This window comes from Legionella stuttgartensis (genome assembly GCF_977063405.2).
The window spans coordinates 110086-122380 of sequence record NZ_CDRUHA020000071.1; the positions used below are offsets into that span (position 1 = coordinate 110086).

The following is a 12295-nucleotide window of genomic DNA, read 5'->3' on the forward strand; positions in this document are numbered from 1 at the left end:
AAAACAGAGAGCTATTAATAATTCTTAAAATACGATTAAAGCGACACTTTTTTGCAAAGTTTTTAATTTATATCTTGAAAATTAAAATGAATTACTTGTATTTTTGAAGGATAATGTATTGCAATAGAATCATTGCTGCTTGAGGCTACTCGCCTCAAGCCTGAACTAAACTTAAATTTCCATTAAATCTTTTTCTTTTTCAGCCAATAATGCATCTATTTCAAGGATGTACTTATCAGTTAACTTTTGAATCACTTCGGTTGCACGACGCTCATCATCTTCAGAAATAGTTTTATCTTTGACCAAATCTTTTAATTGAGTGTTCGCATCCCTTCTGATATTACGAATGGAAACTTTTCCTTGCTCGCCTTCATTACGAACGACTTTGATTAACTCTTTTCTTCGTTCTTCAGTCAATGGCGGCATGGGAACACGAATGGCACTTCCTGCTGTAGCAGGATTCAACCCTAAATCAGAAGTCAAAATAGCCTTTTCTACTGCAGCTACCATAGATTTTTCCCATGGAGTCACTAAGATGGTTCGTGAATCACTAGCGGAAACATTAGCAATTTGATTTAATGGAGTCATAGTTCCATAATAATCAACTTGTACGTGATCCAGTAAACCGACATTTGCTCTTCCCGTGCGAATTTTTGTCAGATCAGTCTGTAACACCTCAATGGTTTTTTTCATTCGCTTTTCTGAATCTTGCTTAATATCATTTATCATGATTAGCTCCGACTATAGTTCCTACGCGCTCTCCAGATACAATTCTTCTCAATGCATTGGGTGCAGTCATATCAAAAACCTGTAAAGGCATGCCTTGATCCTGACAAAGACAAATTGCAGTAGAGTCCATTACTTCCAAACCTTGAGTTAAAACTTCAATATAACTTAAATAATCATATCGTTTGGCATTAGGGTTTTTAAAAGGATCTTCTGAGTAAACACCATCTACTTTAGTTGCTTTTAAAACTACATCAGCTCCTATTTCAATCGCTCTTAAACAAGCAGCTGTATCAGTAGTGAAAAACGGATTTCCAGTTCCTGCTGCAAATATTACTACATGTCCAGTGCGCAAATGTTCAATTGCTTTGCGTCTATGGTATGGGTCAACCACCCCAAGCATGGGAATTGCTGACATAATACGCGCAGGCATATCAATACGTTCCAACGCATCTCTCACCGCTAAGGCATTCATTACCGTAGCAAGCATACCCATATGGTCGCCAGTTACACGACCAACCCCTGCTTGAGAAAGCGCCTTACCACGAAATAAATTACCACCACCTAATACGAGACCAACCTCAACGCCCATCTTAATTAATTCGGCAATGTCCTTCGCTAATGTATCCAAGACCGAAGGATCAATACCAAATTGTGACTTACCCATAAGGGCCTCGCCACTATATTTAAGTAGAATACGTTTATATTTTAATGTTGGGTGACTTTCATTCATCATGTACGAACCTGAGCCATCACTTCTTCAACAAAGTTATCTTCTTTTTTCTCTATCCCTTCACCAACTTCATAACGTACAAAGGCAAGAACTTCTGTATTCTTTTCTTTCAAAAGTTGGCCTACTTTGGTATCTGGGTTTTTAACAAATGGCTGACCTAATAAGCTCACTTCATCAATAAACTTGTTGATTCTACCTTCAATCATTTTATCGATAATTTCTTGTGGCTTTCCACTTTCTTTTGCTTGAGCAGTAAAAATTTCACGCTCATTTTCAATAGCGTCAGTAGATACTTGATCTTTACTTACTACGATTGGTTTGCTCGCTGCAACGTGCATTGCAATGTCTTTAGCCAGTTCTTCATCACCACTTTTTAGTGCAGCCATAACACCAATTCGTGATCCGTGTAGATAGCAACCAATAACTCCGGTGTCGCAAACCATGCGCTCTAGACGTCGTAATTTAATGTTTTCACCAATTTTTGCCACTAACTCTTGACGAGCTTGTTCTACAGTAGCACCAGAAGAAAGAGCCATCGCAGACAATTCTTCGATTGTAGTAGCTGAACTATTTAATGCAGCATCAGCAACTGTGCTTGCGAAGTTAGTAAAGTTCTCATCACGAGCAACAAAATCTGTTTCACTGTTAATCTCTAACATTACTGCACGGCGTCCGTCAGCAGAGCGTGCAATTACTATCACACCTTCTGCAGCAACACGATCAGCTTTTTTATCTGCTTTGGCTTGGCCTGCTTTACGCATTTCAATGATTGCAGCCTCTATGTCACCATTGGTTGCTACTAGAAATTTTTTACATTCCATCATACCAGCACCTGTACGCTCACGTAACTGCATGACTAAACTTGCACTAATTGACATTTTCATTTCTCCGTATAGCAAAAAGGGGGCCAATTTAGGTGTTCAAACACCCAGCCCCCTATATTTTAAATTCTAATTATTCCCCAGCTTTTTCTGCATCTTTAGTTTGTTCAACTACTTCTACAAATTCAGCGTCAGATGAACCTCCTCCTACTGTATTACTGCCTTTAGCATCTAAAATTGCATCAGCAATACAACGTACGTAAATATCAACTGCTCTCATGGAGTCATCATTACCCGGAATAATATAATCGATATTTCTTGGGCTATTGTTGGTATCAACAACACCAATAACAGGTATTTTTAATCGATGAGCTTCTTCAACAGCAATGTGCTCGAAGCCAACATCAACAACGAATAGAGCATCAGGTAAACCACCCATGTGCTCAATCCCACCTAAACCTCTTTCTAATTTTTCAAGTTCACGTGTCAGCATCAATGCTTCTTTTTTAATCATACCGTTAAACAATCCTTTTTCTTTCATTTCTTTTAATTCTTTTAAACGAAAAATGGATTGACGAACAGTTTTATAGTTGGTCAACATACCACCTAACCAACGATGATCGACATAAGGCATACCACAACGCTTCGCATGTTCACGAATACTCTCTTGTGCTGCCCTTTTTGTACCTACGAATAGAATTTTTGCTTTATTAGATGCCAATCTGCCAACATAGTTGACCACATCGTTAAGCATTACCATTGTTTTTTCAAGATTGATAATGTGAATTTTGTTACGGGAACCAAATATATAATCACCCATTTCAGGATTCCAAAAACGTGTTCTGTGTCCGAAATGAGCGCCTGATTCAAGCAATTCACGCATACTGATATTCATAATTTATTCTCCAGGGTTATTCCTCCACGCTCCCCATACGAAACCCTTAAGGGACCCTATCGTATGTGCCGAACCGTGTGTGTATTTAAAGCGCCGTATTTATACCATATTCGATGAAATTCATCAATCAAATTCAGTGGCAAATCATTTTTTTTATCTTGTGCTAAGCTTTTTATATAGGGTGCGTTACTCATTGCCACCTGTGAAGAGACAAAAAACTAGTTTTTATATGCAGTAATTTTATTGAACCTAAAAATTAAGAATAAAAAATGTATCAATATAATCCAAACTTACATGTAAAAATCTGGTTAAGTAATAATCCAAACATATTCATGAATTTGGAAAATCAAATTCGTCTAATTGAAATGCGTGAAAAAAATCCTACAGATACAATTCATTTAGTATATGACTCCAATTTGCTCGCACATGCATCATTAAATTCGTTAAATGAATTTTGTAAGGAACATAAGATTATTTCACTCGATGCTCATACAATTCATACATCGCTTCAATCAGATAATGAACAAAAATTATACGACTTTTATAAGGAAGAAATTTGCAATTTAAAATCAGGTGGGAATTTGGCCGTTGCAAGTGATATTTTAAGATGGTTATCACCAATATTTAACAAAGGTACTTACACAGATTTTGATTTTCCAATTGATACCTCCAATCTTCCCAAGCTGATTACAACTGAAATGCCCATACTACTTAACATCGGTAGTTTAAAAATGGGTAGAAAAGAATTCATTCTGTCAAACAATGATTTTGTTGCTATTGTAGATGAAATTGCAGCCAAAAAAGACATTGAGCGGGTGCAAAACGGACTGATCTCGAGACTCGCACATTATGATACCGATTTTATTGAGCGGACTGAAAATGAATTAAACGCCGACAGCTTTATAAATCGTCATCTTTTAAAGTTTATGAAAAATCGTTCTGAGTCACTTTATATAGCAAAATCCAAAGAAATCATTCCACCAGATACATCCGACTCTTCATTAAAAATTAGAGCTTATATCAACGAGGTAATGACTGATACAAATAAATTTTTGGATTTTAACAAAATCGAAGCTCAAGAAACTCATACAGATGTAATCAAGAGATTAAGAAAAGATCTCGAGACTCAATTAAACCTAATTAAATATCTTTTTTTCAGCAAAGAATATTCTTCAATTAAACGTATTTTAGAAAAAAATGATGATAAGTTCCTAGCTTATTTAATGAATAAGGAGCGAGATCTATATCTTAAGTCCATTGTGGTCTGCACTACCGGTCCAATCCAAATATCAAACGCATTATTCAGCGGTTATGTTGTGGATTCTGATAAATTTATTAAAGAGATACAACCCCTCTCGTTTAATCATTACGGATTACAGAATGCTTTTCGCTCACAAAATTCTATTCCCTTGCATGAAAATGTTTTAGGAATGCTAAAGTTTCTAGGGGTCGACGAAGGTGAATTAAATGATTCCTCATGGTTGGATTCGGGAAAAAAACTCCAAGCATCACGGACAAAATTACTTGCCACACGGCAAAAAGAGCTTGCTCAAAGCTTACCTGTTTCGTTTTCTACAATAAAAAATGATATAGAACAATACATCCAACAAATAACACACACTTCGCGACATTTTGCCTCTAAGGAAAAAAATCGTATCAGAATAAGGGATCTGGAACTCGTATTAAGTTGCTTTACCCAGGACAATGAATTTAATATTCTTCAATTCAAAAATGTCCTACATACCATTCATCACCATAATGGATACACACAAAAATTAATCAAAGAACTCGAGCATCATTGTCATGATGCAATCATTTTCAGTCTTACAAAAGATAAAAAAATAAAATTGAATGATTCTTGTTATCATTAAATTTAATAGTCAACAATTTATTTCGTAATACTAAGTCACAGTCTCTTGAAAAATTAGTATTTTCAAATAATTACTAATTCTTGCTAAATAATGTATTTATGTAATCCATAGACTATACTCCATTTAACGTCATCGTCATGACATATATAAAACAGGAAAGTTAGTTTAATTATTATAAGGAATAAATAATGAAAAAACTTATCTGGCTATCAACAATCGCATTGGTATTAATCTTAGGGCAGCCAAGTTTTGCATGTATTGGGGATTCCAAAAATTGTAATTCTCCTCATCGATTTGATAAGTTAGCACAAGAACTTAATCTTACAGCAGATCAAAAAGCCAAACTAAAAGCATATAAAGAAAATGCCAAAGCCAACTTCAAAGAAAACTATGCTCAACTCCGACTATTACGTAGTCAAATAAACTCTTTGGTTCAAACTGATAAAATTGATGAGGCAAAACTTGATGCTTTAATAGAGAAAGTAAATATAATAAGAGCCTCTATGTTGAGAAGTAAGATAATGATGCAACATAAAATGTTTGCACTTTTAAATGACAATCAAAAAGCCAAGTTTCTTGAATTAAAGAAGAAGTGGTTTTTGGAGCAATGATTAGTTGTAATAGCTTAGGTTATCCATGCTAATGTTTACTCGAATGGTTGGATTTGAAGCGCATGCATGAACACTTTCTAAGCACGCGCAACATACATCAATGCTATTAAGTTAAGCTCATTTCCGGGCCTACGTCCGCGCCTTATTCGCGAAAACAAAAGAATACAGCTTCATTGCTGGAGCCCCCGAACAAGTCACGCGACGTAGGTAACGATGGATGGTCTAGTATCAATTAAAAATCAGTGGAATATCTATTTTTAGTAGATGATGCTTCTGTAAATGCATCTTCAGTATAGCCTATTAACATGGCATTTTTAGAAGATTCATTTGGTTTAGGAATCACTTGATTTCGCGCATCATAACCACAATCAGTTAATAATTTAACTAAACTATCGTGAGAATTTTCAGGTAGCGCTTTGCTAAATGCAGCTTCAGCACGTTTTGAAAATTCCTGAGCTAGATGATACTCCTTAGGTCCGAACTTCCATTCTCCTCCCACAAAACCAAGCCTCTGATGCACATAATCCTTATATCCATGACTATAATGGCTAATGGTTAATAGCCCAGGGACAGAACTTTCCCGCAAGAGCCATACCGCTTTATCGGCTTTAAATGGAGCTCCTTCTGCCGCGAGTCTTGTACAAGCGTTTGTAGCATTAGTTGTAGATGAAAAAATAACTACTGTTTTTTCTGATTTGGACTCCATAGTTACCTCCTATATACGATGCGTAAAATAACATCAAACAACCAATCCAAATTAATAGTCAATTAGCATAGGTTATATACAATTTAGTATAAGCATTTTTTATTTTTTTTGTAAAAACCAAGATTAGAAATGTTGGTACATGTAGGAAAATTAACAGCGTCTATTATTACTTTGGCGAGGAGTGCTCTTCTCAGATGTTTATAATTTGAAAAAATTACTAAAGTCTGGAGCATGGCACCAAACTTTAGTTGCAGTTCAATTTGATATTGAAATTAATTATTGTTTTCGTGTAGCAACTGCTTTGAAATTTACCGTTACTTCATCTTTTATTTCACTAGTACTCGACCAATCACCTTGTCCAATACCAAAGTCTAATCGTTTTAGGTTAGTATGCCCTTCAACAAGCAGATGGTCTTTTGGAGATTCTATCGCTGTAAAAGTGAGTGTTACTGGTAATGACTTATTTTTTATGGTTAAAGTCCCTGTAGCTTCATAATTTTTATCATCCTTTTTTGTGAATTTAGTCGACTTAAATTCAGCCTTTGGAAACTCTTTAGCATTAAACCAGTCTGAGCTGAGTAATATTGAGGATATTTCTGCATATGAAGTAGTAAGTGAGTTCATATTCACTACCACCTCCACACTGCTATTTTGATAATTTTTCGGGTCTGCAACTATTTTTGCCGTAAATTCTTTAAAGGTGCCCGTAACCGGTGCGTTATTTTGTGTTGCAGTAAAGCTTATACTGCTTTCATTAGGGACTATGGTCCATTCAGGTAATGCATCCGCATTGGCATTGATACTATTCAAAAAAAATAGAACGAGAAAATACTTAATCATTTTCATGGGAACATTCTCCGTAATATATCATCCTTATTAATAAAATGATGTTTTAAAGCCGCTGCGGTATGCAGACAAATTGCCGCAATAAGCGCATAACCTAACCATTCATGAATCCATTCAAATAAAATCCTTTTGCTTTCATCAGGTGCTATAAGATTAGGCAAGGTAAATAAACCAAAAAATGAAGCCGGCAATCCCGCAGCTGAAGTAATTAGCCAACCAGTAATGGGCATGGCAAACATAAACACATAAAAGGCCCAGTGCATACTGCGTGCGGCAATTTTTTCCAGCCAAGGTAAAGCTAGCTCAGGATTTTCATTTGCTAATCGCCACATGATCCTTAATATCGCTAAAAACAGTACTAACAAACCATACTCTTTATGCCAGCCATAGTATTTTAGTCTTTGGGCATTCCAGGGCATGGAAACCATATACAAACCAAGTATCAATAACCCTATAATTAATAAAGCGATCACCCAATGAAATACTATGGTAATGATACCAAAATGTGTTGAGCTGTTTTTGAATTGCATAAAATGTCCTATTTTTTACCTTGGGCCTGGTCTTTATCTTGATCTGTTTTTTTATCCTGTGCCAGATACCCTTCAGCTCCAATAAAAAGGTTTACTTTATCGCTTACTGAAGGCAAGAATGCATTGATTCCAAAATCCGAACGATTTATAGAGCCTGTAGCTGTAAACCCAACTGACATTTTATTACTAATCAGATTCATTCCTATTTTATTTAAGGTAACCTGCAATACCACTGGTTTACTGACGCCGCGTAGTGTTAAAGTGCCCTCCACTGTTGCTTTATTATCACCCTGTGGGGTTACTTTATTGCTAACAAAGGTTGCTTCAGGATAATGCTCGGCATCAAAAAACAAATTACTTTTTAAGTGTTTATCCAGCTCAGGTAGACCTGTAATCATGTCCATAACATCAATTGTCACATTGACTTTACTTTGACTTGGATTGTCTTTATCAAGAACCAACTGTCCAGTTGCATACCATTTACCATATTGAGTTGTAAAACCCAAGTGATCAGCACTCCACAACACATAAGTGTGATTTTTATCTAAAGTATATGTTTCAGGTGCAGCATATAATGGAGTAGAAAATGTAATTGCCATAAGCAATGATGAAAACCAGCTTCCTAGAGTATGCTTCATAATCAATATCCTTATTTACAATGTAAATTTTACATCATTTTTATATTCAATTATTACTCAGATTTGAGACTTCCGCCAACAATTCGTTCACAAAGTCCTTTAGGTAGTAAAATAAAGGCATCTTTTTGTTTGTCTTTTGTTGCAGAAGAAGCGCATGAAGCAGTTGCAGTAGCACAATCATTCATTCCTTTTTTTGCAATTCCGTAGCATTTTTCTGTTGCAGCAGTATTCGCGTCATTGTTATCTGCAGCCGAGCTTCCAGTTGCAACAAGAACAAAAAAGGCAGTCATTACTGATTGTATTAATTTATCTCGTGTAAACATAGTTTTCCCTTTCATGAAATGAATTCTTCATTAACATACAATAGTGTTATTGAAACAACAAGTAGGCAACAAAAAAACGACTTATGTAGTTAATAGGTATTAATAAATGAATCAATCAGAGTCAGTTCACCAGCAAAAGGCACTTTAGCCAAAAGAGGAGAAGTAAGTTTCTGGCTTAATGTATCGATATTAGCGGATAACGCTTGCATGTTTGGATCAATGCAATTAGCAATCCATCCCATACATTGAATATTATTTGTACGCAACACCGCTTCTGTTAACAAAGCATGATTAATACAACCCAATTTCATGCCAACAACAAAAATAACAGGGATTCCGGTACTCTTTAAAAAATCAATCCAAGTTTCATGATCATTTAATGGAACCATTAATCCCCCAGCACCTTCAATGAATAAGTTTTCAATACCATCGATTTGCACATTGAGACAATAATCTGCAATTTCGTTAACACATAAGCGAACTCCCTCGCTCTGTGCGGCAATATGTGGTGATACAGCCCACTTAAAACGCCAAGGATTTATTACATCCAAACTGATACTATTTTTTTGTAAATATTGCGCATCACTACTCACCAGCTGCTCATCTAGCTCCATGCATCCGCTTGCTACAGGTTTAATTGCGGCTGATGCAGGGAAATAGTTTGCCAAACGGGCTGTAACATAGGTTTTACCACAATCTGTGTCAGTGCCTGTGATAAAAAAACGGTTCATCTAATAAATCCTCGTACTTCGTCAATAAATAAATCTGCATGGGTTAAAAATGGCATGTGAGCAGCTTTCTTAAATAGCACAAAATGACCATCAGGATAGATCAATTGCATCGAACTCATTGTTTTAATCGGTACAATAGGATCAAGTCGACCAAATATAAAACAAGTGGGTTTGCTAAATTGCTTTAATTGTTCACGCAAATCCCAAGTTTCTAAACTTTTAAGACCTGATTCCAATCCTTCTTGAGAGGGCAATTTATTAGGTAAATGCTGCGACTCACCATCAGATGTTAATCCATTGAGCTCTAAAAATTCTTTTAATGTGCCATGTGGTTCTTTTGATAATCTTTCATAGAATTTTTTAAAAATCTCTGGAGACACACCTGACCATTGCTCGCCATTTAAAAATCGCGGTGATGAAGTGACATTAATAAGATAATCGACTCTATCAGGTTCTTCTGTTGCCAAACGCATTGCATATAATCCTCCCATAGACCAGCCGATTAATGCAAATGTCTCCGGTAACTGGTTCAGCAAGAGTGTTTTAAATAAATCCCAGTCCATGATTGAGCTATGGCCAAATCCTGGCAAATCAACGAGTATCAATTGGTAATCCATGAGAAGTTTAGGTATTAATGGTGACCAGATCTGACTGTCAAATCCCCATCCATGAAAAAAAACAAGGGGATATCCTTTTCCGTAACTATGGATGTTTATGTTCATAAATCACACTTAACTGATTAAATAACTCACGAATCTGCTCCGGAGTATGATTATAGTTCAAAATAATACGTAATCCTGAGGCTTTGACACTTACAGTAGGCGCTCTTATCGCACAGCAACTTATCCCCCGTTCCTTTAACTCTCGAGCATAATGCAAAGCTAAGTGTGGGCATCCTAGTTTAAGTTGTTGAATCGGACTAATGGAATCAGCCCAATCTAATGGAGATTGCTTCACGTAGGATCTAAATAAAATTATAAGCTCCGATAATTTCGAACGTCTCTCTTCTGCGTTGACCACAAATTCCAATGTATTTAATAAGCCATAACTTAATGCTGGACTTACTGCAGTTGAATAAATAACGGAGCGCCCTGCTTGTAACAACGCATAGATCCAGTCAGCTTTACCTGCAACTAGGGCACCTTGCGCCGCATATGCTTTTCCTAAAGGAATAATTCGTAATGGAACTTCATTTTGAGTTAACCCATGATAGGCTGTCGCTCCTCTTCCCTTACTTCCTAAAATCCCAAAAGAATGCGCCTCATCAACTAACAGCGCACTTTTATTCGCATTACAAAAAGAGGAGAGTTTTACCAAAGGAGCCAATTGGCCACTCATACTAAAAATACCCTCAGTGATTAAAGCTGAATTCCTAAAATCTAAGGTTAGTTTACGACTTAAATCCTCTAAATTATTATGCAAATAACGCGTATAGTTTACTTGCGATAAAGCTAAACCATCATAGATTGAAGCATGAATTTCTTTATCAATAAAACAATGAACGTTTAACCGTCCCAATAAGGCTGTAACTGCAAGATTTGCTGCATATCCCGATGAAAATAAAATACAGTCGTCAACAGCCAATAAATTGGCAAATGCTTCTTCAACAGCGCGGTGATTGGGATGATAACCACTCAGCAACATAGAAGCCCCACTACCACTAGGATAGAGAGTATATCCGCGTTGGTACCCTTCAGAAATGCGTTTATCTTTTGTTAATGATAAATAGTCATTGCTGTCAAAATGAATTAATGATGAATTCCCAGCTGTCACTAATCTATTTCTCAATAAACCTTGATGTGCCAGCTGATTGGTATAATCCTTAATTTTATGACTTAAAGGCATTTAAACCATCTCAGTTAAACCGAGTTTACCGAAAAGAGCTTTGTCTTTGGCACGTTGGGGGTTCTCTTCAGTTAATAGCTTATCACCAAGGAATACTGAGTTTGCACCTGCAAAGAAACAAAGGGCCTGTAATTCATCACTCATTTCAGTCCTTCCGGCCGTTAGTCGAATTGCGCTTTGAGGCATCAGTATTCTGGCGGTTGCAATTGTACGTACTAACTCAATTCCTTCTACTGGCTGAGCTTTAGCAAGAGGTGTCCCCTCTACTGGTATTAAACGATTAATTGGAACACTTTCAGGAGGTGTTTCCATATTTGCTAAAGTTAATAAAAACTCAATTCGGTCTTCACGTGTTTCGCCCAAGCCCAAAATGCCACCACAACACACATTAATTCCGGCGGATCGAACATTATTTAATGTATCCAGTCGCTCACTAAATTTGCGTGTTGTAACTACTTTTTCATAGTAAGAAGGTGAAGTATCAATATTATGATTATAATAATCCAGACCAGCGTCCTTTAAACTGGCAGCCTGCTCTTGATTTAACATGCCCAAAGTCATGCAGGTTTCAAGACCTAATGACTTAACTCCTTTAATCATTTCCTGTAATTCACCCATTGCCTTATCAGGCGGACAACGCCAGGCAGCCCCCATACAAAAACGTTTAGCTCCACCTTCTTTTGCTTCCTGAGCGGCTTTTAATACATCAGTAACCGACATTAATTTTTCTTTTTCAACATGAGTTTTATGATGTCCACTTTGAGAACAGTAGCCACAATCCTCAGGACAAGCTCCAGTTTTAATACTTAATAATGTAGCAAATTGTAATGAATTTGGTTGATGATATTCTCTATGTACAGCATGTGCTTGATGTAACAAATCATTAAATGGTTGTTCATAAAGTGCGGTAATTTCAGAAACAGACCAGTGCTTCTTAACTTGAGTCACAACAGTTTCCTCCTAATCAACGATATTAAGTGAAGCGAAAGCACCTAACTTCGCTGCATTTTTGTATTGTT

Annotated in this window: 15 protein-coding genes; 2 read left to right on the forward strand and 13 right to left on the reverse strand. The window is 36.4% G+C overall.

Going from position 1 to position 12295, the window contains the following annotated elements; genetic code table 11:
• Window positions 1-171 precede the first annotated feature (171 nt).
• The 4 genes from frr to rpsB all read right to left on the reverse strand — a co-directional run bounded on the left by frr (window position 172) and on the right by rpsB (window position 3178).
• Window positions 172-729, reverse strand: a complete 558-nt coding sequence (frr, locus tag ACWTEW_RS25095; RefSeq protein WP_454780824.1) for a ribosome recycling factor — start codon at window positions 727-729, stop codon at window positions 172-174.
• Window positions 719-1462 carry a UMP kinase gene (gene pyrH, locus ACWTEW_RS25100; protein WP_454780825.1) on the reverse strand — a complete coding sequence of 248 codons (744 nt, stop codon included), beginning with the start codon at window positions 1460-1462 and terminating at the stop codon, window positions 719-721. The genes frr and pyrH overlap by 11 nt, the downstream gene beginning before the upstream one ends.
• Window positions 1459-2337: a translation elongation factor Ts gene (tsf, locus tag ACWTEW_RS25105; protein WP_454780826.1), complete on the reverse strand. Its 879-nt coding sequence runs from the start codon at window positions 2335-2337 to the stop codon at window positions 1459-1461. Before tsf ends, pyrH begins: the two co-directional genes overlap by 4 nt.
• Before the next feature lie 76 nt (window positions 2338-2413).
• Complete coding sequence (gene rpsB / locus ACWTEW_RS25110) at window positions 2414-3178, reverse strand: 30S ribosomal protein S2 (protein WP_454781272.1); 765 nt, start codon at window positions 3176-3178, stop codon at window positions 2414-2416.
• Between the two features lie 266 nt (window positions 3179-3444).
• On the opposite strand from rpsB, the gene ACWTEW_RS25115 reads away from it, so the two are divergent.
• Both ACWTEW_RS25115 and ACWTEW_RS25120 read left to right on the forward strand, forming a co-directional pair.
• The gene (locus ACWTEW_RS25115; RefSeq protein ID WP_454780827.1) at window positions 3445-5046 is read left to right on the forward strand and encodes a glycosyltransferase family 88 protein; all 1602 of its coding nucleotides are present in this window, start codon (window positions 3445-3447) and stop codon (window positions 5044-5046) included.
• A 188-nt stretch (window positions 5047-5234) separates the two neighbouring features.
• Window positions 5235-5657, forward strand: a complete 423-nt coding sequence (locus ACWTEW_RS25120; protein WP_454780828.1) for a Spy/CpxP family protein refolding chaperone — start codon at window positions 5235-5237, stop codon at window positions 5655-5657.
• A gap of 232 nt (window positions 5658-5889) precedes the next feature.
• On the opposite strand, the gene ACWTEW_RS25125 is transcribed toward ACWTEW_RS25120, so the two are convergent.
• The 9 genes from ACWTEW_RS25125 to bioB form a co-directional block, all read right to left on the reverse strand.
• Window positions 5890-6363, reverse strand: a complete 474-nt coding sequence (locus ACWTEW_RS25125) for a hypothetical protein (RefSeq protein WP_454780829.1) — start codon at window positions 6361-6363, stop codon at window positions 5890-5892.
• A 276-nt stretch (window positions 6364-6639) separates the two neighbouring features.
• Window positions 6640-7209, reverse strand: coding sequence for a YceI family protein (locus ACWTEW_RS25130; protein WP_454780830.1), 570 nt, complete (start codon window positions 7207-7209; stop codon window positions 6640-6642).
• Window positions 7206-7739 carry a cytochrome b gene (locus ACWTEW_RS25135; protein WP_454780831.1) on the reverse strand — a complete coding sequence of 178 codons (534 nt, stop codon included), beginning with the start codon at window positions 7737-7739 and terminating at the stop codon, window positions 7206-7208. Before ACWTEW_RS25135 ends, ACWTEW_RS25130 begins: the two co-directional genes overlap by 4 nt.
• Before the next feature lie 8 nt (window positions 7740-7747).
• Complete coding sequence (locus ACWTEW_RS25140; RefSeq protein ID WP_454780832.1) at window positions 7748-8377, reverse strand: YceI family protein; 630 nt, start codon at window positions 8375-8377, stop codon at window positions 7748-7750.
• Window positions 8378-8430: 53 nt separating this feature from the next.
• The gene (locus tag ACWTEW_RS25145; protein ID WP_454780833.1) at window positions 8431-8700 is read right to left on the reverse strand and encodes a BufA1 family periplasmic bufferin-type metallophore; all 270 of its coding nucleotides are present in this window, start codon (window positions 8698-8700) and stop codon (window positions 8431-8433) included.
• Between the two features lie 89 nt (window positions 8701-8789).
• A complete protein-coding gene (gene bioD / locus ACWTEW_RS25150) occupies window positions 8790-9431 on the reverse strand; it encodes a dethiobiotin synthase (protein ID WP_454780834.1) in 642 nt (213 codons plus the stop codon).
• Window positions 9428-10153 carry an alpha/beta fold hydrolase gene (locus tag ACWTEW_RS25155; protein ID WP_454780835.1) on the reverse strand — a complete coding sequence of 242 codons (726 nt, stop codon included), beginning with the start codon at window positions 10151-10153 and terminating at the stop codon, window positions 9428-9430. Before ACWTEW_RS25155 ends, bioD begins: the two co-directional genes overlap by 4 nt.
• Window positions 10134-11276 carry an aminotransferase class I/II-fold pyridoxal phosphate-dependent enzyme gene (locus ACWTEW_RS25160; RefSeq protein WP_454780836.1) on the reverse strand — a complete coding sequence of 381 codons (1143 nt, stop codon included), beginning with the start codon at window positions 11274-11276 and terminating at the stop codon, window positions 10134-10136. The genes ACWTEW_RS25155 and ACWTEW_RS25160 overlap by 20 nt, the downstream gene beginning before the upstream one ends.
• Complete coding sequence (gene bioB / locus ACWTEW_RS25165; RefSeq protein ID WP_454780837.1) at window positions 11277-12224, reverse strand: biotin synthase BioB; 948 nt, start codon at window positions 12222-12224, stop codon at window positions 11277-11279. It abuts the gene before it with no gap.
• Between the last annotated feature and the right edge of the window lie 71 nt (window positions 12225-12295).

What these genes read in the sequence shown, in the direction of transcription:
- frr (WP_454780824.1), bottom strand. Translation starts at nt 729, where the DNA reads ATGATAAATGATATTAAGCAAGATTCAGAAAAGCGAATGAAAAAAACC.
- pyrH (WP_454780825.1), bottom strand. Translation starts at nt 1,462, where the DNA reads ATGATGAATGAAAGTCACCCAACATTAAAATATAAACGTATTCTACTT.
- tsf (WP_454780826.1), bottom strand. Translation starts at nt 2,337, where the DNA reads ATGTCAATTAGTGCAAGTTTAGTCATGCAGTTACGTGAGCGTACAGGT.
- ACWTEW_RS25115 (WP_454780827.1), top strand. Translation starts at nt 3,445, where the DNA reads ATGTATCAATATAATCCAAACTTACATGTAAAAATCTGGTTAAGTAAT.
- ACWTEW_RS25120 (WP_454780828.1), top strand. Translation starts at nt 5,235, where the DNA reads ATGAAAAAACTTATCTGGCTATCAACAATCGCATTGGTATTAATCTTA.
- ACWTEW_RS25125 (WP_454780829.1), bottom strand. Translation starts at nt 6,363, where the DNA reads ATGGAGTCCAAATCAGAAAAAACAGTAGTTATTTTTTCATCTACAACT.
- ACWTEW_RS25130 (WP_454780830.1), bottom strand. Translation starts at nt 7,209, where the DNA reads ATGAAAATGATTAAGTATTTTCTCGTTCTATTTTTTTTGAATAGTATC.
- ACWTEW_RS25135 (WP_454780831.1), bottom strand. Translation starts at nt 7,739, where the DNA reads ATGCAATTCAAAAACAGCTCAACACATTTTGGTATCATTACCATAGTA.
- ACWTEW_RS25140 (WP_454780832.1), bottom strand. Translation starts at nt 8,377, where the DNA reads ATGAAGCATACTCTAGGAAGCTGGTTTTCATCATTGCTTATGGCAATT.
- ACWTEW_RS25145 (WP_454780833.1), bottom strand. Translation starts at nt 8,700, where the DNA reads ATGTTTACACGAGATAAATTAATACAATCAGTAATGACTGCCTTTTTT.
- bioD (WP_454780834.1), bottom strand. Translation starts at nt 9,431, where the DNA reads ATGAACCGTTTTTTTATCACAGGCACTGACACAGATTGTGGTAAAACC.
- ACWTEW_RS25155 (WP_454780835.1), bottom strand. Translation starts at nt 10,153, where the DNA reads ATGAACATAAACATCCATAGTTACGGAAAAGGATATCCCCTTGTTTTT.
- ACWTEW_RS25160 (WP_454780836.1), bottom strand. Translation starts at nt 11,276, where the DNA reads ATGCCTTTAAGTCATAAAATTAAGGATTATACCAATCAGCTGGCACAT.